This window comes from Hyphomicrobiales bacterium, assembly GCA_017642935.1.
Taxonomy (GTDB): Bacteria; Pseudomonadota; Alphaproteobacteria; order Rhizobiales; family MH13; genus MH13.
The window spans coordinates 163,019-181,509 of sequence record JAEPOK010000003.1 but is presented as its reverse complement, the minus strand read 5'-3'; the positions used below and the strand labels follow the sequence as shown (position 1 = coordinate 181,509).

Below are 18,491 nucleotides of genomic sequence, written 5' to 3'. Positions count from 1 at the left end.
ATCACTTTGGAATTGTTATAAATTAAAGGAGATGGCGGCCATCGCACAAATCGCGGAGTCGCAATCGCAGATCGCCATTTGCCTGCGCGGCCGGAGACCGTTACTCAGCCAAAACCCGCTGCGAGGGGAAGGTCATCATGGCTAGCGTGCCTTCGCCCGGCGTGGACTCCAGCCCAAACTGCGCGCGGTTAGCCTCCACCAAAGCTTTGGTGAGCGGCAGGCCAAGACCGGTGCCGGTGATCACCTGGTTCAGCGTCGTTGGCACTTGGCGGAACGGCTCCAGCGCCAACTCCACGTCGGCAGCGTCCATGCCCCGCCCCGTGTCACGAACCCGAAGCGAAACCTCGCCGGAAGGCTCGTAGAGCGTCGACACAATAATCTGCCCACCCGGGTCGGTGAACTTGATCGCGTTGGACATCAGATTGAGCACGACCTGGCGCACTGAGCGAATGTCGGCCACGACCTTGGGTAGGCTCAGCGGCAGGGACGTGCGCACGATAATCCGGCTCTGGTTGGCCTGCGGCTGCATGATCGCCAGGCATTGCTGCACGACGTCATTGAGATCGACCTCGCCGAACGATAGCTCCATTTTGCCCGCTTCGATCTTCGACAGATCAAGCAAATCGTTGAGCAAGCTCATCAAGTGCTCGCCGGAGGTGTGGATATCGCGCAGATATTGGCGGTAGCGTTCCGATCCCACTGGCCCGAAACGCTCTTCCAACATCACCTCGGAGAAGCCGATAACGGCGTTCAGTGGCGTACGGATTTCATGGCTGACACGAGCAAGAAAGTCTGACTTATGCGCGCTCGCCTCTTCGGCGGCCTTGCGCGCTTCGACCAGATCGGTCTCGGCCTGCTTGAACGGCGATAGATCGCGCAGCACAGCGCAATAGGTCGCTGGTTCATCATCGGTCAGGCGGCCAAGCGTCATGAACACCGGCACCAACCCACCTTGGGCGGTGATGCACTCCAGCTCACGGCCTTCGTTAAACAGCGACAGGCGCCCTTGGCCGGCAATGTCTTCCAGATAGTCGAGCGCGGTCTGTCGACTGTCTTCGGGAAAGAGCAGGCGGAACGGACGACCGATCAAATCCTCAGCGGCATACCCGACCAGTGCCTGCGCTGCCTGATTGAGGTCTTTGATCTCGCCCTCGCCATCGAGTGTCACAACGCCGTCGCTGGCCAGATCGATGATGGCTTCAAGCTCGCCGATACGCGCGCGCACCAGCGGCAGGGCGCCATCGCTGGCATTGGCGCCGGCAATCGCCCCTGTGGCGATACCAGCAGCGCCAGCGGCGAGCAGTGAGGCATCCTGCGAAGCTTCTTGTGTTTCGCTGTCGGCAGGCGTGTGTTCGCGCAAGGATAGAAGGGCTGCCGCCTGGCCGTCCCAGCGGACGCTTTGCACCCGTCCGGTAACCTGCAGGGTCGAGCCATCGGGCCGAACCAAGGTCATCGCGCCGTTACCTTCATCCATCCCGTCGGCAAACAGCGCTTCGATCTGCCCCAGCTCTTTCAAAGCCGGCACATTGGGCCGGCCGGAAAGGTCGAGCGCGGCGTGGTTGGCGTAAAGGATGCCATCGTCTGAATAGATGATCACGCCCAGCGGCAACCGATCGAGCACCATGCGCTCGGCGTTGGGTTCGGTACGCGTGAATGGCAGAACCTGCGCACCGCTGTTCTCAGACGATGTTTGGTCTTGATCACTGCTCAATTGATGCCCATCGGCGGTTTCAGGCGCATCTTCAAGGATGGCAATCTGGCTCTCACCGCCGGCCATCGGGATCACTGCGCCTGGCGGGCTGTGGTCGTCGGTGTGCGCCGCATCGTGATGGAAGGCTTGCGCCCCTCTGTCGTCATTTTCGCCGTCGCGGCCCGTGATACGCGCACCGAGACGACGCGCGATTTCTTGAAAGGTCAGGCGCTCGGGCTTGCTGAGGTCAGCATCATCGAGCTGATCTGCAGCCGGCGCGGGCGCTGGCTCATTGGTATCATCCTCGGCGCCTGCAACGCCGCCGGCCACGCCGCCTGCAAGTCCTGCCGCGATCCCGGCGGCCACAGCCTGCATGGCATTCACAGTCTCGGCCGGAAACGCGTCATCGGTTGTGGATGTGTCTTCCGGTTCCATCGGCGCCGCGTTGGTCGCCCAGAGACCAGCGGCCTCAGCTTCTGTCGGCTCCAACTGGTCAGTGAGCGCGGAAATGTGCCGCGAGGCAGCATCTTCTTCGTTCAGCGCTTGGATCGGTTCATCCGTCCAAAGCCCTGCCGCTTCTGCCTCGTCGGTTTCAAGGCTGTCATCTATCGCTTGGACAGATGGCACTTGGTTTGCTGATTCAGGCGTTGGTTGCGCGAGCGCGCCTGCGATGCCGGCCGCCAGCGCCGAGGCAGCAGCGGCGACGGTTGCGCCACCGGGCACCTGCGCGGTTGTTGCTATTGTCGGTGAAGCATCTGGTTCGTCAGCTGGCATGTCCGGCTCACTGGCGAACAACCCAGCAGCTTCCGCAGAGTCCTCGTCCATCGGCAAAGCGTCCAATGCCGTAACAGTGCGCACCGATTGCGCGGCGCCGCTCTCTTCGATGCTCGCGTCCGACGCCGCAGGTTCGGCAACAAGTCCGGCTGCCTCCGCCCCGCTGTAGCTCAGCGGTTCGACCGCAAGCGCGGTCACTGGCTCTGGAGCCTTGTGCGGCTCGTCTTCCGTTTCGGAAGCCGGCTCGGCTGGTGCCGCGGGTGATGCCTTACCGGTTAGAACGGTGCCAAAGACACGCAGCCGCCCATCATCCTCGTCAAACGCCGAAAGCCGCACCGGCGCGACCAGATCATGGCCGGTGATCGGCCAGAGCACGTCATGCTCGCTGAACCGACGCCGCTCATCGATCCCGTGAAAGACAGCCGCCGGTAGGTCGCCGAGCTGGGCGAGCAACGCCTCAGTCGCGACCTCACCATTGCTGATGGCGGTCTCGGTGCCAACAGCGTCAGCCAGTCCGCTTGAAAGGTCTTCGACCCTGCCGTTCTGGTTCACCATGAACGAGAAGCGATGCGGGCGCGAGCGCGGCTTGAACGTGAAATCTGGTCGGGCGGATACCGAGGTTTCCTCAATATCGACTGCATCAGGATCAGCGTCTTCAGTTGCAGGAGCATCGGGAGTCTCGGTTGGCGCATCAAACGACGGGCTGGTGATGTCCAACGTAAAGGCTGGCTCCGGCTCGGACTCTGCGAACTCGACTGCCGGTTGGTCGGCCGGGCTTTCTATGCTCGCCGGTTCGCGCGCCTGCTCACTGTCTGGTTCGTCGGCAACAGGGTCCACCGCCGGCACTGTTCGGGTTCGGCTGGCGTTTCCAAGCGCAAGCACGGCAACATTATCGCCGAGCGTCACAGCGCGGCAGGTCGCCACAAGCGTTTCCTGATGGCCACCGGCATTGACGCGCAGGATTTCGATCCGGCCACGACCGCCAAGCCCGACTTGCGTGCGCGCAACAGCTTGGAGGGATCGCATGGCAGGGGCAGATGGCGCGACCTCAACGCCCTGCAAGGATTCCAATTCCAAGGATTCGAGCCCTGCCTCATTCGCCCAGATCAGCGTCGAGCCGTCACCACTCCACACCCAGGCGGGGCGTGAATCGTGCGGGTCGATGAGCTGCGCGGCCTGAGCGCGCAAATCGTGAAGGGCCGGGTCGTCGTGGCTCATGGCACCTGAATGACACATGTTGGCGAAGCGCCGAAATTTACACTTTCTTCATAATGGTGAAGCGCGGCCCGAGTCCACGCACCATCGCCGCTGGCCCGAACCGATCCAAATTAGGGTAAACGGCCGTCCTGATTGTCCCTTCGCTCTTAGCAGTTCTGCGGGGATGCGGTAAAAGACGAGATTGAGTACAACAAGCGAACCCCTTTTCAGGACAGGCGAAAAACGGAGCCAGCCATGACGACGCCACCCAAGTTAGAAGTTCCCGAGGCGATGCGTGATTTCGCCGATCAGAGCGTTTCGCAAGCGCGCAAGGCCTTTGACACCTTCATGTCCAACGCCCAGTCGGCCGTCGGCAAGATGGAAGACAGTGCTTCAAACGCGCAGGCGACCGGAGCCGACATGCAGAAGGACGCGATGGCCTTTGCCGAGGACCAGGTGACCAGCGCGTTCGAACTGGCGCAGAAGATGGTGCGCGCCAAAGATGCCCAAGAACTGATGGAACTGCAGGCCACCTATATGCGCCAGCAGATGGAAGCCGTGACGCGGCAGACCAAGGATATGGGTGATAAGATGACGGCGGTTGCCAAGGACGCTGCCGACAGCATGAAGCCGTAACATCCTCATCCCATGGCAAGAATTTAGGGCGCTTCGGCGCCCTTTTTCGTTGGTCAACTCGATCAACTGGCTCATGGCAAAAATCGATCCGTGTTTGTGCGATGCAAAAGAAATGTTGCAATGCACAATAAGTGGTGCTATATACCCTTCAACGCTGGCTCAAAGAGCGATGCCCAGCGCGTTGAGGACCCAACAGTGCGGTCCACCCTTATAAAGCGCCGAAAGGATGAGACCCATGGCCACTGCTAAGAAACCAACTGCAGCCAAAACTGCACAAGCCCAAGTTACCGAAGTGATGGAAACCATCGAAAACAACGTCACTGAGCTGTTCCCGATGTCGACCGCCGACGTTCCGGAAGCTTTCCGCGACATGGCCGAAAAAGGCGTTGCCCAGGCACGCGACGGCTACGCGAAAATGAAAGCCGCCGCTGAAGAAGCAACCGATGTTCTTGAAGAGTCGTTCGAAACCGCGCGTGCCAACTCGCTCGATCTGTCGACCGCATCGTTGGATGCCGCCAAAGCCAACATCGACGCTGGCTTCGCGTTCATGAAAGACTTCATGGCCGTCAAGAGCGTCTCGGAAGCTGTTGAACTGCAAACCGCTTTTGCACGCGAGCGTTTCGACGCCTCGTCCGCACAGGCCAAAGACATGCAGGCCAAAGTGACCAAAATGACCGAAGAAGCTGCCAAGCCGGTCAAAGATGCCATGGCGAAATCCATGGAAGCTTTCAAAGCTGCCTAATCAGCTTTGAGCCCATCGGGCGAAGCGCCAAGTACTCTGCGTTATCGCTTCGCCTGACCCCTTTTGAAAACCCGGTCTGTGGATCAATCCATGGGCCGGGTTTTTGTGTTTGGAGCGGCAAGCCTCCGTCTTGCATTCGCTGCATGATCGGACTAAACAGCCGCTCTCGCCAATGCGTTTTTCGCAACTTGGCTTTGTGCAGCAGTAGCTCAGCTGGTTAGAGCGCCGGTTTGTGGAGCCGGAGGCCGGTGGTTCGACCCCACCCTGCTGTACCATCCCTCTCCTAGACTGCCGTCGTGTTGGTTCCAGCCGTTGCTGGAGAATTGTGCAGTGCACACAACGGGTTGCTAGTTTTCAGCGCCGCTGACCCATTGCGCAGTCGCGCCTATTAGGTCTAGGTTCAACGCTTGGACAGCCATTGGCGTCCAGACAAGCGCGCAAGAGCCCGAAGAGGCCAGCCGCGCGACACTATCTTCGAGGGAGACATTAATGAAACTCAAGACAACTGCGCTCACGTCCATGGCTTTGGCTGCGGGCTTGGCGCTGGGAACCGGCAGCGCGTTTGCGCAACAGCAGTTCTTTTCCATTGGCACCGGTGGTGTCACCGGCGTGTACTATCCAACCGGTGGTGCGATCTGCCGTTTGGTGAACCAGAACCGCCGCGACCATGGCTTCCGCTGCTCTGTGGAATCAACCGGTGGGTCCATCTTCAACATCAACACCGTGCGCTCCGGCGAGTTGGAGTTTGGCGTTGCCCAGTCTGACTGGCAGTTCCACGCGTTCAACGGCACCTCGCGCTTTGAAGATGCCGGCCCATTTGAAGAGCTGCGGGCTGTCTTCTCTGTGCACCCTGAACCGTTCACGCTGATCGTCCCTGGCGATTCTGAAGTGGACTCGTTCGACGATTTGCGCGGCCTTCGCGTGAACGTCGGCAACCCAGGTTCCGGCCAGCGTGCAACCATGGAAGTCGTCATGGACGCCTTCGGCATCACCATGGACGACTTCGCCGTCGCTACCGAGTTTCAGGGCGCTGAAATGGCCCAGGCACTCTGCAACGGTCAGATCGATGCGATGATCTACACCGTGGGTCACCCCGCTGCGGCCATCACCGAAGTGTCGACAACTTGCGATGCGCGGTTGGTGGACGTGACCGGTCCTGAGATCGATCAACTGATCGAAGAGAACAGCTATTACCGTACCGCCACCATCCCCGGCGGCATGTACAATGGCACAGACGAAGACGTGACCACCTTCGGTGTGGGCGCAACCTTCGTGACGTCCGCCGCTGTGGACGAGGAAATCGTCTACACCGTTGTGAAGGGCGTGTTCGACAACTTCTCGGACTTCACCGGTCTGCACCCGGCGTTTGCCAACCTGACCGAGGAAGCCATGATTTCCGATGGTCTGTCAGCACCGCTTCATGACGGTGCGGCTCGCTACTACCGCGAACGCGGTTGGATCGAATAAGCCAACATTGAGAAAGGGCTGGGCGGAGACGCTCAGCCCTTTTTCTTCGCCATACAGCCTGTCTTCAACGTGGGGATGAAAACAGGTCGGTCGATGGAGTATTGCACAGCGCCAAGCGCGTGCATGAGGTGGGCAGCTTACAAAGAGCGCCGCTCAGGGGGATGATGATGAGCAGTCAAGACACGGCGGCAGGTGCGCAGCCAGAGGCTGAAAAGCCCAAGATCGATGTGGATGAGATCGTCGCGGAGGCCGATTCCGGCTCACGTGTTGTGCCCGGCAAGGTTGGCTTCACGATCGCCGCCATCGCGTTTATCTGGTCAACCTTCCAGCTCTATATCGCCTCGCCGCTGCCGTTCATTCTGACGGAACTGACAGGCGTCAATTTCACGTTCAACAATGTCGAAGCGCGCAACGTCCATTTGGCCTTTGCGCTCATTTTGGTGTCGTTCGCCTATCCGCTTTACAAGGGCGCACCCAAACATGCGGTACCTTGGTACGATTGGCTGCTGGCGGCTGTTGGTGCGATCTGCTGTCTCTATCTGATTTTCGTCAAGGAATCGCTGGTCATGCGCGCCGGTCTGCCTACGGTGGCCGACCTCACCGTTTCAGCCGTCGGCATGACCTGTCTGGCCATCGGCGTTTACCGTGCGCTCGGCTTGCCCATGCTGGTCGTGGCTGGCGTTTTTCTCATCTACACCTTCTTCGGCAATCAACCTTGGATGCCAGAGGTTATTCAGTGGCGCGGCGCCTCGTTCGGCAAGGCCATGTGGCACTACTGGATGCAGACCGAAGGCGTGTTCGGCGTGGCGCTTGCCGTGTCGGCCACGATGATTTTCCTGTTTGTGCTTTTCGGCTCGCTGCTGGAGCGGGCAGGGGCCGGCTACTATTTCATCAAGCTCGCCTTCGCTCTGCTTGGTCACCTGCGTGGTGGTCCGGCGAAGGCGGCCGTTTTGGCCTCCGCGGCGTCCGGCCTTTACTCCGGTTCGTCCATCGCCAACGTGGTGACCACTGGCACCTTCACCATCCCATTGATGAAGAAGACCGGTTTTAAGCCGGAAAAAGCCGGCGCGGTTGAGGTTGCCTCATCCACCAATGGCCAGCTGACCCCGCCGGTTATGGGCGCTGCAGCCTTCCTGATCGCTGAGTTCACCGGCATTTCCTACACCGACATCTTGAAGCATGCGCTCGTACCGGCGCTCATTTCCTACATTGCGCTCATCTACATCGTGCATTTGGAAGCTCTCAAGCTCGGCCTCAAAGGCATGGAGAAACCAACAGCCACCGACACGTTGGCGCAAAAGCTGATCGGTTTCCTCACCGGATTCCTTGGCCTCGCCGCCTTGGGCGGCTTGGTCTATTTTGGTCTTGGCTGGGTGAAGGAAGCTTTCCCAAGCATGGGTCTATGGACCGGCATTGCACTGTTTATTGCGGCCTATCTGGTGTTGCTGCGTATCGCCGCGCAACGCCCCGACCTGCCGATTGACGATCCCAACGCCGACATCAAGGTGCTGCCGCGACCCGGCGAAGTGGCAATGACCGGTCTGCACTTCCTGCTGCCGATCGTGGTGCTCTTGTGGTGCATTCTCATCGAGCGCCTGTCACCGGCTTTCTCGGCCTATTATGGCACGCTGTCGATGATCTTCGTGGTCGTCACCCAGCATCCCTTGAAAGCCATGTTCCGTGCTGGCACGGAGTTTGCCGAGGAACCGGCGTCGGCTGAGTGGCGACGCGGGCTCGAAGACTTCGTGTACGGCATGATCGCCGGCGCTCGCAACATGATCCCGATCGCCGTGGCGACCGGTGTTGCCGGTGTCATCATCGGTACGGTCACGCTCACCGGCGCGCACCAAGTGGTGGGCGACTTTGTGGAGTTCCTGTCCGGCGGCAACCTCATCCTGATGTTGTTGCTCGTGGCGGTGATGAGCCTGCTGCTTGGCCTTGGACTGCCAACGACCGCCAACTACATCGTTGTGTCGTCGCTGATGGCGCCTGTGATTGTCTCGGTTGGCGCCAGCCAAGGCCTCGTCGTGCCGCTGATCGCGGTCCACTTGTTTGTGTTCTATTTCGGCATTCTCGCTGATGACACGCCGCCCGTTGGCCTTGCTGCCTTCGCGGCCTCGGCGATCTCCGGTGGCGATCCAATCAAGACAGGCTTGCAAGGCTTTGCCTACGACATTCGTACCGCGCTGCTGCCGTTCCTGTTCATCTTCAACACCGAGCTTTTGCTCATCGATGTCGGTCCGGCCAAGGCGATCTTTGTGTTTGCCGTCGGCGTGGTGGCGATGATGCTCTTTGCGGCGGCCACGCAAAGCTATTTCTTTGCCAAAAACCGTTGGTGGGAAACCATTGCGCTGCTGCTGGTCGCTTTCACTCTGTTCCGACCGGGCTATTGGCTCGATCAGGTGGATCCGCGCTATGAGTTTTTGCCGGGCACACAGCTGGCGGAAATCGCTGAATCGATGCCGGCTGATGCACGCCTGCGCATTGAGATTCGCGGGCCGGATTTCGACAATCTAGAGCGCATGACCCAGACCACCGTGCTGCTTGATCTTGGGGAAGAAGGCCCGGGTTCGGAGCGCTTGGAGCGCCAGGGCATTCTGGTCGTCAATGAAGGTGATCAGGCCATTCTGGAAGAGCCGTTTGCCGGCACGCCGTATTTCACGACGTTCCAGATGTTTGAGTTCTACGGCGATGAATTCGTGACGGTCGACAATGTTCAGATCGAACGCGATCGCATGCCCAAGGAGGTGTTCTACCTCCCGGCACTCCTGCTCCTCGGGTTCGTCATCATGATGCAGCGTCGCCGCCAGACCGTTCCGGCGTTCTAAAGAGAGGAAGGAGACAATCCATGTACAATCGTTTGCTCGTTCCTATCGATCTCGGCGATACCGAAAGCCTCGACAACGCCCTGCCTACGGCCGCAGCACTGGCCACCGGGGCTGATGCTGAAGTCCATGTCATGACCGTTGTTCCAACAGCAGGCATGGCGGTTGTGAGCTCCTACTTGCCAGAGGGTTTTGCCGATCGCGCAATGGATGGCGCGCGCGAAACACTCACCAAAGTGTTGGAAGAGAAAAAGGCTCTGTGTGGTCCCGTGACTTTGAAGGGCCACGTGACCAAAGGGTCCGTCTATCAGGAGATTCTCCACACGGCTGATGCGCTCAACTGCGATGCCATCGTCATGACCGCGCACAGCCCCGATCTGAAGGATTACCTCCTCGGGCCAAACGCGGCGCGCGTCGTGCGCCATGCCAAGCAAAGCGTGATGGTGATTCGAGCACCGTGAGTCAGGCGATGGCCAACGCGTGACCGACTATTCAAATTGACCGCCCATCATTCCGCGCCCAGCGCATAGGCCCAATGCAAAGTTGAAACTGGTGTTCGTGGCCAGTGCTGCTATAGCCGCGTGCCATCAACGCCAACCATGATGGATGCTATGCGCTCTCGCCACGTTTTTCCCCGCCACACCAAAGCCGACCTGCCAATTGCCGTGGGGGGAGATGGCCCATTCATTATCGATGCCGATGGCAAGCGCTATCTGGATGCCTGTGGTGGCGCGGCGGTTTCCTGCCTTGGCCATTCCGACCCCAAGCTGAAGGCTGCGCTGCACGAGCAGGTCGATCGCCTCGCTTATGCGCACACCAGCTTTTTCACGACCGACCCGGCAGAGGAGCTGGCCGAGCGTCTGGCGGATTTTTCGCCCGGTGACTTAAACCGCGTCTACTTCGTGTCCGGCGGTTCGGAAGCCATGGAGTCGGCACTGAAACTTGCCCGTCAGTTCCACATGGAAAATGGCGAGCCGAAACGGGCCAATATCATCGCCCGCCTGCAGAGCTATCACGGCAATACGCTGGGCGCTTTGTCAGCCGGTGGCAACCAATGGCGCCGCGCCCAGTTCGAGCCGATGCTGTCACCGGCCATGCACCATGTGTCTCCCTGCAACGCTTACCGAGGCCAGCAACCCGGTGAGAGCGACGCAGCCTACACCGACCGCCTGGCACAGGAACTGGAGGACAAAATCCAGGACCTTGGTCCGGAAACCGTGGCGGCCTTTGTTGCTGAGCCGGTCGTTGGTGCAACGATGGGAGCCGTGCCACCTGTCGAAGGCTATTTTCGCAAGATGAAGGCTGTGTGCGACCGGCATGGTGTCCTCCTGATCTTGGATGAGGTTATGTGCGGCATGGGGCGCACCGGCACACTGTTCGCCTGCGAGCAGGAAGGCATCGCGCCGGACATGATCGCCATTGCCAAGGGCCTTGGCGCGGGTGTTCAGCCGATCGGCGCGCTGCTGGTCTCCGACCGCATCTACGATACGATCGAAGCTGGGACCGGCTTTTTCCAACATGGACATACCTATCTCGGCCATCCGATGGCTTGCGCCATTGGCAATGCGGTTCTTGATCGCCTGGTAGATGATGATGTGCTTGGTCACGTAAACCCGACCGGCGCAAAGCTGCGTGATGCCCTGACCGCGCGCTTCGGCAATCATCCCAATGTCGGCGATATTCGTGGCCGGGGCCTTTTCCTCGGGCTTGAACTGGTCGCCGACCGTGGCACCAAGGAGCCGATGGGCCCGTCGCTGGGTGTCGCCGCGAAGGTCAAGAAACGCGCCATGGCTGAAGGGCTGATGTGCTATCCCATGGGCGGCACCATCGATGGCCAGCGGGGCGACCATGTTCTCTTGGCCCCGCCTTTCATCATTGAAGACGATCACATCGCAATGATCGTGGATCGCCTGGAAACGGCGATTACGGCAAGCTTGCCGCACTGATATGGCCGAACCCTTTTGGCGCGATCCTTATGTTCTGATGGTCGCGCCCAATGGCGCCCGCCGGGCAAAGGCCGATCATCCCGCCTTGCCGATGACGCAGGGTGAAATTGTTGAAGCCGTTGCAGAGTCCCACAGTGCCGGTGCCCACGCAGCCCATGTGCATGTGCGCGATGAGAATGGCCAACACGTTCTCGATGCGGACCAATGCCTTCGCCTTTCTGACGCGTTGCGCTCGCGCTGTGGCGACGATCTCATCATCCAGATCACCTCCGAGGCAGTCGGGCGCTACACGCCCGAGGATCAGCGGCAACTGGTGCGCGCGGTTCAACCGGAAGCGGTCTCTATCGCGTTTCGCGAACTGTTTGCCGCGACGGATGACGACGGCAAAAACCAAGAGTTTGTGCATTGGGCAGCGCAGAACCGCGTCGCCATTCAGTGGATCCTCTACGAACCGGCAGACGTCGCAGCCCTGGCCAGCAAGGTGGATTGCGGCGTCATTGCGGATGCTCGATCTGTCCTGTTTGTGCTTGGCCGTTACACACAGGGCCAAAAAAGTGTGCCCGCAGACCTCATTCCGTATGTGACAGACCTGAAAGCGCATTCTGCCTTTCAGAATACCCGCTGGAGCGCATGTGCGTTCGGCGCCGCCGAGACGGCATGCCTTGCTGCGGCGTTGAGTTTGGGCGGCGATGCCCGCATCGGTTTTGAAAACAGCCTGTGGCACGCCGACGGCTTGGCAGCATCCTCCAATGCCGAGCGGGTCGCTGCCCTTGTAGACCTCGCAGGCGGGCTTGGTCTGCGGTCAGCGACGCCGAGCGAGGCTCGTGAGCGCCTCGGCATCAGGCAGCGTTAGGCCAAAGAACAGGCATCCGCACGGCCTTCCCCCTACTGTACGCGCGCGTTCGCCGTGCTAGTCAAGGCCAACTCAATGCTTTGCTTGTGGAATCTGCCTCAATGAACAGCTCGCCCACCTACACGCCTGGTCCCATCAAACGCCTGATGGCGGCCAACCGTTCGGAAATCGCGATCCGTATTTTTCGCGCCGCCAATGAGTTGGGGCTGGAGACGGTTGCCGTCTACGCCGAAGAAGACAAACTTGCGTTGCACCGCTTCAAGGCTGACGAGGCCTATCTGATCGGACGCGGCCCCCATTTGGAGGAGCCGCTCGGGCCCATCGATGCCTATCTTTCCATTGAAGAGATCATTCGCATCGCCAAGGAAACCGGCGTCGATGCCATTCATCCGGGCTACGGTTTTCTTTCCGAAAGCCCGGAATTTGTCGATGCCTGCAATGAGGCCGGCATAATCTTTGTCGGCCCGACCTCCGACACCATGCGCCGCCTTGGCAACAAGGTTTCGGCCCGCAATCTGGCCATCGAAGCTGGCGTGCCCGTCATGCCGGCGACCGATCCGCTGCCCGACGACTTGGCAGAAGTCGCCAAACTCGCCGAGCAGATTGGCTATCCAGTGATGCTCAAAGCCAGTTGGGGCGGTGGTGGACGCGGCATGCGTGTTATCCGTACGCCAGAAGACCTGCAACGCGAGGTGCCCATCGCCAAGAAAGAGGCGCGCTCAGCCTTCGGCAAGGACGAGGTCTACCTGGAAAAACTCGTCGAGCGCGCTCGCCATGTCGAGGTGCAAATCCTCGGTGATGCCCATGGCAATCTGGTGCATCTCTTCGAGCGCGACTGCACCGTGCAACGCCGTCACCAGAAGATCATCGAACGCGCGCCGGCCCCTTATCTCGATGAAGATCAGCGCAAGGAACTGGCAGGCTACGCAACAGCGATCGGTAACACTGTTGGTTATCGCGGTGCTGGCACGGTTGAATTCCTCATGGATTCCGACACCGGCGCCTTCTACTTCATTGAGGTGAATCCACGCGTTCAAGTCGAGCACACGGTGACCGAAGAGGTTACCGGCATCGACATCGTGAAGGCGCAGATTCATGTCGCCGAAGGACACGCAATCGGCGATCCGGCCTCGGGCATTCCTTTCCAAGATGAGATCAAGCTTCACGGCCACGCCATGCAATGCCGGATCACGACCGAGGACCCCGACCAGAACTTCATTCCCGATTATGGCCGCATCACCGCCTATCGCGGTGCGACGGGCTTCGGCATACGCCTTGACGGCGGCACCGCCTATTCAGGCGCGGTGATCACCCGTTTCTACGATCCGCTATTGGAAAAAGTCACCGCTTGGGCGCCACTTCCCGAAGAGACCCGCAAGCGCATGGACCGCGCGCTGCGTGAATTCCGTATTCGCGGCGTCGCGACCAACCTGACGTTCCTGGAAAACGTCATCGGCCATCCAAGCTTTATCGATGGCAGTTACACGACGCGCTTTGTCGATGAGACGCCAGAGCTGTTCGAGGCGGTGAAACGCCAGGACCGGGCAACCAAGCTGCTCACTTACATCGCCGATGTTTCCGTCAATGGGCATCCAGAAACCAAGGATCGCCCCAAGCCGCCAGCCGACGCTGGCCCGCCGCACCTGCCGGCCTATACCGGTAATCCAAAGCCGGGCACCAAACAGATTTTGGATGAGCGTGGACCGGAGGGTTTCGCGCAGTGGATGAAGGACCAGACCCGTGTTCTGGTCACCGACACGACCATGCGCGACGGCCACCAGAGCTTGCTCGCCACCCGCATGCGCTCGTTCGACATTGCCTCGCTTGCGCCGGTTTATGCACGCGCTTTGCCTGAACTGCTGTCCTTGGAATGCTGGGGTGGCGCGACCTTTGATGTCGCCATGCGCTTCCTGACCGAAGACCCGTGGGAACGCCTGGCCGACATCCGCGAAGGTGCGCCGAATATTCTCACCCAAATGCTTCTGCGCGGCTCCAACGGTGTCGGCTACACCAACTATCCCGACAATGTCGTGCGCCAGTTCGTCTTTGAAGCGGCCAAAGGCGGGATGGACCTTTTCCGCGTGTTCGACTGCCTCAACTGGGTGGAGAACATGCGCGTTTCGATGGACGCGGTGCGCGAGGCCGACAAGCTCTGCGAAGGCGTGCTCTGTTACACCGGCGACATCCATGATCCGGCCCGCGCGAAATATTCGCTCGCTTACTATGTCGATCTCGCCAAACAGCTGGAAGCCGCCGGCGCGCACATCATCGGTATCAAGGACATGGCCGGTCTCTTGAAGCCAACTGCGGCGACCGAGCTTGTCAAGGCCTTGAAGGGCGCGACTGACCTGCCATTGCACCTGCACACCCACGATACGTCTGGTATTTCCGGCGCGTCGGTTCTGGCTGCCGTCGAGGCCGGGGTGGACGCGGTGGACGCCGCCATGGACGCCATGTCGGGCATGACCTCGCAACCGGCACTAGGGTCGATTGTTGCGGCGCTGGAAGGGACGGACCGAGCCACCGGCCTCGATATGGACGCCATCCGCAAGATCTCGTTCGCTTGGGAGGACATTCGCCGCCAGTACACGGCCTTTGAAAGCGATCTCAAAGCCCCAGCCTCGGAGGTCTATCTGCATGAAATGCCGGGTGGTCAGTTCACCAATCTGAAGGAGCAAGCGCGCTCACTCGGGCTGGCCAACCGTTGGCATGAGGTTGCCAAGACTTATGCTGAGGTCAATCAGATGTTCGGCGACATCGTGAAGGTGACTCCGTCCTCCAAGGTCGTCGGTGACATGGCGTTGATGATGGTCAGCCAAGGCATCACGGCCGACGAGGTGATGGATCCGGACAAGGATATCGCCTTCCCAGAAAGCGTTGTTGCCATGATGCGCGGTGACCTCGGTCAGCCCCCGGGCGGTTGGCCGGAGGTGATCCAAGCCAAGGTGCTGAAGGGCGATACGCCCTACACCGAGCGTCCCGGTGCGCGTCTCGAACCAGCCGACCTCGACGGTGAACGCGCCAGCATTGCCGGGACGTTGGAGCGCGATATTTCCGACCCGGAACTCGCCTCCTACCTCATGTACCCCAAGGTCTTCACCGAGTTTGCGCGCGTCACCGACACCTATGGTCCGGTCGGCGTTCTGCCAACGCCGGTCTATTTCTATGGGCTTGAAGTCGAAGACGAAATCGCCATCGAGCTAGAAAAAGGCAAGACGCTGGTCGTTCGATGCTTGGGCAAATCCGAGCCCGATGAAACCGGCATGGTTCGGGTTTTCTTTGAGCTCAACGGTCAGCCGCGCACCATCAAGGTGCCTGATCGCAGCCATGGCGCAACCGGCGCTGGCGCGCGCCGCAAAGCCGATGCCGACAATGACGCCCATGTGGCCGCACCGGTGCCAGGCGTCATTTCCACCGTTTCAATCAAGTCAGGCGATGCCGTCAAAGCCGGCGATCCGCTGCTCGGGGTCGAGGCCATGAAGATGGAAACCGTCATCCACGCCGACCGGGACGGCACGGTGTCTGAGCTTCTCGTGGCATCCGGCGAAAGCGTCGATGCCAAGGATTTGCTGATCGTGTTGGCGGTTGACGACTAAGCATGCCAACGGAGCAATCGTCGCTGCGCCCAGCCGCAGCGCCCTTTTCCATGGATGGGTTCTGGCTAGGCTTTCGTCGCTGCGCCATCACTGCGCCGGGCATCACGCTGTTTGCCATGGGCTTTGGTGCAGCGGCCGCCGTGCAAGGGCTGACCTTTCTGGACGCCTTTTTCTACAACGCGGTCGTGTTTGCCGGCGCCTCACAATATGTGGCGCTGGGTCTTTGGACCGATCCGATCACCTGGACAACGGCATTCGCGATGGCCGCCGTCGTGTTCACGGTGAATCTGCGCATGATGCTGCTGGGGGCGGCGCTGCGCCCTTGGTTGGGCGGCCTACCGGCGCACAAGGTTTATCCGGGCCTTGCCATCATCTCCGACCCGGCCTGGATCATCGCCATCCGGTACTACCGCGAGGGTGGGCGCGACTGGGGGGTGCTCCTTGGCGCCTGCATTTTCCTCTACCTCAATTGGATCGTGGCGGTCGTGCCCGGCTACTACTTCGCTGCGGCAATGGCAGACCCAGCTCGCTACGGCATCGACCTTGTTATGCCGATCTTCTTCATCACTATGCTGGTGCCCATTTGGCGCGGTCGCATCGATCTGGTGCCATGGGTGGTGGCGGTGGTTGTCTCGCTGGCCGTCAAAGCTGTGTTGCCAGGCTACTGGTTTGTTCTCGCCGGAGGTTTGGCGGCGGCTTTCACCGCAGCGGCGCTCTTTCAGCCGGATGATGCTGGCCAGGTGCCCTCATGATGGAGACAATCAACGCCAGCTTCTCTGCCGGTATGACCGAAGGTGCGTGGCTGGCGATCCTTGCCATGATGGCACTCACCGTCATCGCGCGGGTGATGGGTTTCTGGATCTTGGGCACAGTGCCGCTGACGGCGCGCGTGCGCCGTGGCTTGGAGGCTCTGCCAGGCGGAGTGATCCTGGCAACCATTGTGCCGATCACGTTGGAAAGCGGTCCGGCAGGCCTGCTCGGCATTGGCATAGCCACGCTCGTCATGGCGATCACCAAGAAAGATTGGCTGGCCGTCGCACTGGGGCTTGCCGCTGTCACCGGCTACCGCGCATTTTTGGAACCGCTAGTTTAGCCGGTCGACCAAAGGACGAACGGCTCCGAGCACGTCGTCGATGGACCCGCGCGCATCAACGCGCGGCCATTCCACATCGTATAGGTCGTAATCCTCTTGCAGGCGCGCAACCCGCGCATCGGCATCGGAAGGGTCGTCGCGGCGCCGGCCAATCCGGTCGAGCCGCACGTCTAGGGGTGCATCGAGCCAAACGCCGGCAAAGTGACATTCCACGCCGCGCGCTACGCCTTCCAGCGCCTCGCGCTCATCGGCCTGTGCGCAAACCGCATCGACGATCACCGAATGGCCGGATGCCAGCGCTTTTTGGGCGAGATTGCGCAAGGTCGTGAATACTTGATGGGTCACCGATTGAGTGTAAGCGCTTGCTTCCAATCGCTCGTGCCACCCGACACCCATGATTGTTTTGCGCACAATGTCGGAGCGCAACACAACGGCGCCGGGCGTGCGCCCGATGGCCGCCGCCAGGGCTTGCGCGATCGTTGACTTGCCAGTTCCTGACAGGCCACCGACCACGGTTAGTGTTACATCGCGCGGCTCCAGAACATCAGCGGCATAGGCGAAGAAGCGCTGCGCTTCTTTCTCCATCGCCTTCTTTTGCACAGGAGCCAGATGTTGAGCGCCCATCGCACAAATCTTCGCCCGCAGCGCTGCGCGGATCGACAAGAACAGCGGCATTGCTGCCAGCGCCTCGAAATCGCTCGGCTCATCGCGCAGCGCCAGAAAGCGGTTGAGAACCCGGTTGGCCGCTTGGCGCTCACCGCTTTCATCGAGGTCCATCAAAAGGAAGGCCAGATCATAGAGCACATCGCCGGTCGCGATCCGCTCATCGAACTCAACCGCGTCAAACATGCGCACGCCACTGGGCAGCCGAACAAGATTGCGTAAATGCAGATCGCCGTGGCAGCGTCTCACAGCCTGGGCTTCGCCACGTGCCAGAAGAATCGGACGCACCAAGCGCCACTCGGCTGTCGCGCGCCGCGTCAGATCGGCAGTTTCCTGCAAACCGAAAAGCTTGTGCGCCTCGTGGAAGGCCTGATCGTTCTGATCGATGTAGGCGCTGAGATCGGCGACCCAATCATCGGCGCGCCGGATTGGCGCATGCCCCTGAAAACCGATGATCGCATCGACCGCACCATCTAGATCGGTCTGGGTGAGCTGGCCATTGGCTGCCAGCTGATCGAACGTCATGGCGGTGTCGAACCGGCGCATCGCCACCGCCCATTCAATGGCCTCACCTTGGCCATTGATGGCCAGATGTCCAAGCTTGTCGCGAGTGATTGCCACCGTATCGAGGTAGATTTCAGGCGCGTTGGGCTTGTTGATGGCGATTTCCGCGCGGCAGGCCTCTTCACGGCGCGCAAGGGTGGAAAAATCCATGAAAGGAAAACAGACCGCACGTTTAATCTTGTAGGCGCGCTCACCGGCCAAAAACACCGCCGCGCCATGGGTGTCGATGCGTTCCACGCTTTTGGACGGATCGTCACTGGGCAGGCCGTGGCTTGCCGGGTCAGCCATGAAACGCATCACGGCGCTTTGGTCGCCGACAACATGCGTCAGCGTTGCCGAGGTTGGCACCTCAGGCCGAAAAACGGCTGGGCCGCTCTTGCGCGTCAGTGTTGCGGTCATGCCAGGCTCCCTGGGTGGCGTCACGGCCAACCCTGTCGAAGCGCCG

General features: G+C 60.4%; 12 protein-coding genes and 1 tRNA gene. 11 read left to right on the top strand and 2 right to left on the bottom strand.

Annotated features, from left to right (window positions below; all coding sequences use genetic code 11):
* Window positions 1-100: 100 nt before the first annotated feature.
* Window positions 101-3,682, bottom strand: coding sequence for a PAS domain S-box protein (locus JJ917_17125; protein MBO6700553.1), 3,582 nt, complete (start codon window positions 3,680-3,682; stop codon window positions 101-103).
* A 234-nt stretch (window positions 3,683-3,916) separates the two neighbouring features.
* Here JJ917_17125 and JJ917_17120 point away from each other — a divergent pair, with 234 nt between their 5' ends.
* From JJ917_17120 to JJ917_17070, 11 genes are all read left to right on the top strand, one after another.
* A complete protein-coding gene (locus JJ917_17120; protein ID MBO6700552.1) occupies window positions 3,917-4,297 on the top strand; it encodes a phasin family protein in 381 nt (126 codons plus the stop codon).
* Between the two features lie 235 nt (window positions 4,298-4,532).
* The gene (locus tag JJ917_17115) at window positions 4,533-5,039 is read left to right on the top strand and encodes a phasin (protein MBO6700551.1); all 507 of its coding nucleotides are present in this window, start codon (window positions 4,533-4,535) and stop codon (window positions 5,037-5,039) included.
* Window positions 5,040-5,237: 198 nt separating this feature from the next.
* A tRNA-His gene (locus JJ917_17110) sits at window positions 5,238-5,314 on the top strand.
* Window positions 5,315-5,528: 214 nt separating this feature from the next.
* Entirely contained in the window at window positions 5,529-6,506 is a 978-nt protein-coding gene (locus tag JJ917_17105; GenBank protein MBO6700550.1) for a TAXI family TRAP transporter solute-binding subunit, read from the top strand.
* Between the two features lie 167 nt (window positions 6,507-6,673).
* A complete protein-coding gene (locus tag JJ917_17100; protein MBO6700549.1) occupies window positions 6,674-9,334 on the top strand; it encodes a TRAP transporter permease in 2,661 nt (886 codons plus the stop codon).
* Between the two features lie 20 nt (window positions 9,335-9,354).
* Entirely contained in the window at window positions 9,355-9,792 is a 438-nt protein-coding gene (locus JJ917_17095) for a universal stress protein (GenBank protein MBO6700548.1), read from the top strand.
* 150 nt (window positions 9,793-9,942) lie between these two features.
* Window positions 9,943-11,277 (top strand): aspartate aminotransferase family protein, encoded by a 1,335-nt coding sequence (locus tag JJ917_17090; GenBank protein ID MBO6700547.1) that lies wholly within the window; start codon window positions 9,943-9,945, stop codon window positions 11,275-11,277.
* 1 nt (window position 11,278) lies between these two features.
* Window positions 11,279-12,130: a 3-keto-5-aminohexanoate cleavage protein gene (locus tag JJ917_17085; GenBank protein MBO6700546.1), complete on the top strand. Its 852-nt coding sequence runs from the start codon at window positions 11,279-11,281 to the stop codon at window positions 12,128-12,130.
* A gap of 101 nt (window positions 12,131-12,231) precedes the next feature.
* On the top strand, window positions 12,232-15,726 hold the full coding sequence (gene pyc / locus JJ917_17080; protein ID MBO6700545.1) for a pyruvate carboxylase: 3,495 nt from the start codon (window positions 12,232-12,234) through the stop codon (window positions 15,724-15,726).
* Between the two features lie 2 nt (window positions 15,727-15,728).
* Window positions 15,729-16,478, top strand: a complete 750-nt coding sequence (locus JJ917_17075; protein ID MBO6700544.1) for an AzlC family ABC transporter permease — start codon at window positions 15,729-15,731, stop codon at window positions 16,476-16,478.
* On the top strand, window positions 16,475-16,819 hold the full coding sequence (locus JJ917_17070; protein MBO6700543.1) for an AzlD domain-containing protein: 345 nt from the start codon (window positions 16,475-16,477) through the stop codon (window positions 16,817-16,819). Before JJ917_17075 ends, JJ917_17070 begins: the two co-directional genes overlap by 4 nt.
* Here JJ917_17070 and JJ917_17065 read toward each other — a convergent pair.
* Window positions 16,811-18,445, bottom strand: coding sequence for an AAA family ATPase (locus tag JJ917_17065; GenBank protein MBO6700542.1), 1,635 nt, complete (start codon window positions 18,443-18,445; stop codon window positions 16,811-16,813). The genes JJ917_17070 and JJ917_17065 overlap by 9 nt on opposite strands.
* Window positions 18,446-18,491 lie beyond the last annotated feature (46 nt).

What these genes read in the sequence shown, in the direction of transcription:
- JJ917_17125 (MBO6700553.1), bottom strand. Translation starts at nt 3,682, where the DNA reads ATGAGCCACGACGACCCGGCCCTTCACGATTTGCGCGCTCAGGCCGCG.
- JJ917_17120 (MBO6700552.1), top strand. Translation starts at nt 3,917, where the DNA reads ATGACGACGCCACCCAAGTTAGAAGTTCCCGAGGCGATGCGTGATTTC.
- JJ917_17115 (MBO6700551.1), top strand. Translation starts at nt 4,533, where the DNA reads ATGGCCACTGCTAAGAAACCAACTGCAGCCAAAACTGCACAAGCCCAA.
- JJ917_17105 (MBO6700550.1), top strand. Translation starts at nt 5,529, where the DNA reads ATGAAACTCAAGACAACTGCGCTCACGTCCATGGCTTTGGCTGCGGGC.
- JJ917_17100 (MBO6700549.1), top strand. Translation starts at nt 6,674, where the DNA reads ATGAGCAGTCAAGACACGGCGGCAGGTGCGCAGCCAGAGGCTGAAAAG.
- JJ917_17095 (MBO6700548.1), top strand. Translation starts at nt 9,355, where the DNA reads ATGTACAATCGTTTGCTCGTTCCTATCGATCTCGGCGATACCGAAAGC.
- JJ917_17090 (MBO6700547.1), top strand. Translation starts at nt 9,943, where the DNA reads ATGCGCTCTCGCCACGTTTTTCCCCGCCACACCAAAGCCGACCTGCCA.
- JJ917_17085 (MBO6700546.1), top strand. Translation starts at nt 11,279, where the DNA reads ATGGCCGAACCCTTTTGGCGCGATCCTTATGTTCTGATGGTCGCGCCC.
- pyc (MBO6700545.1), top strand. Translation starts at nt 12,232, where the DNA reads ATGAACAGCTCGCCCACCTACACGCCTGGTCCCATCAAACGCCTGATG.
- JJ917_17075 (MBO6700544.1), top strand. Translation starts at nt 15,729, where the DNA reads ATGCCAACGGAGCAATCGTCGCTGCGCCCAGCCGCAGCGCCCTTTTCC.
- JJ917_17070 (MBO6700543.1), top strand. Translation starts at nt 16,475, where the DNA reads ATGATGGAGACAATCAACGCCAGCTTCTCTGCCGGTATGACCGAAGGT.
- JJ917_17065 (MBO6700542.1), bottom strand. Translation starts at nt 18,445, where the DNA reads ATGACCGCAACACTGACGCGCAAGAGCGGCCCAGCCGTTTTTCGGCCT.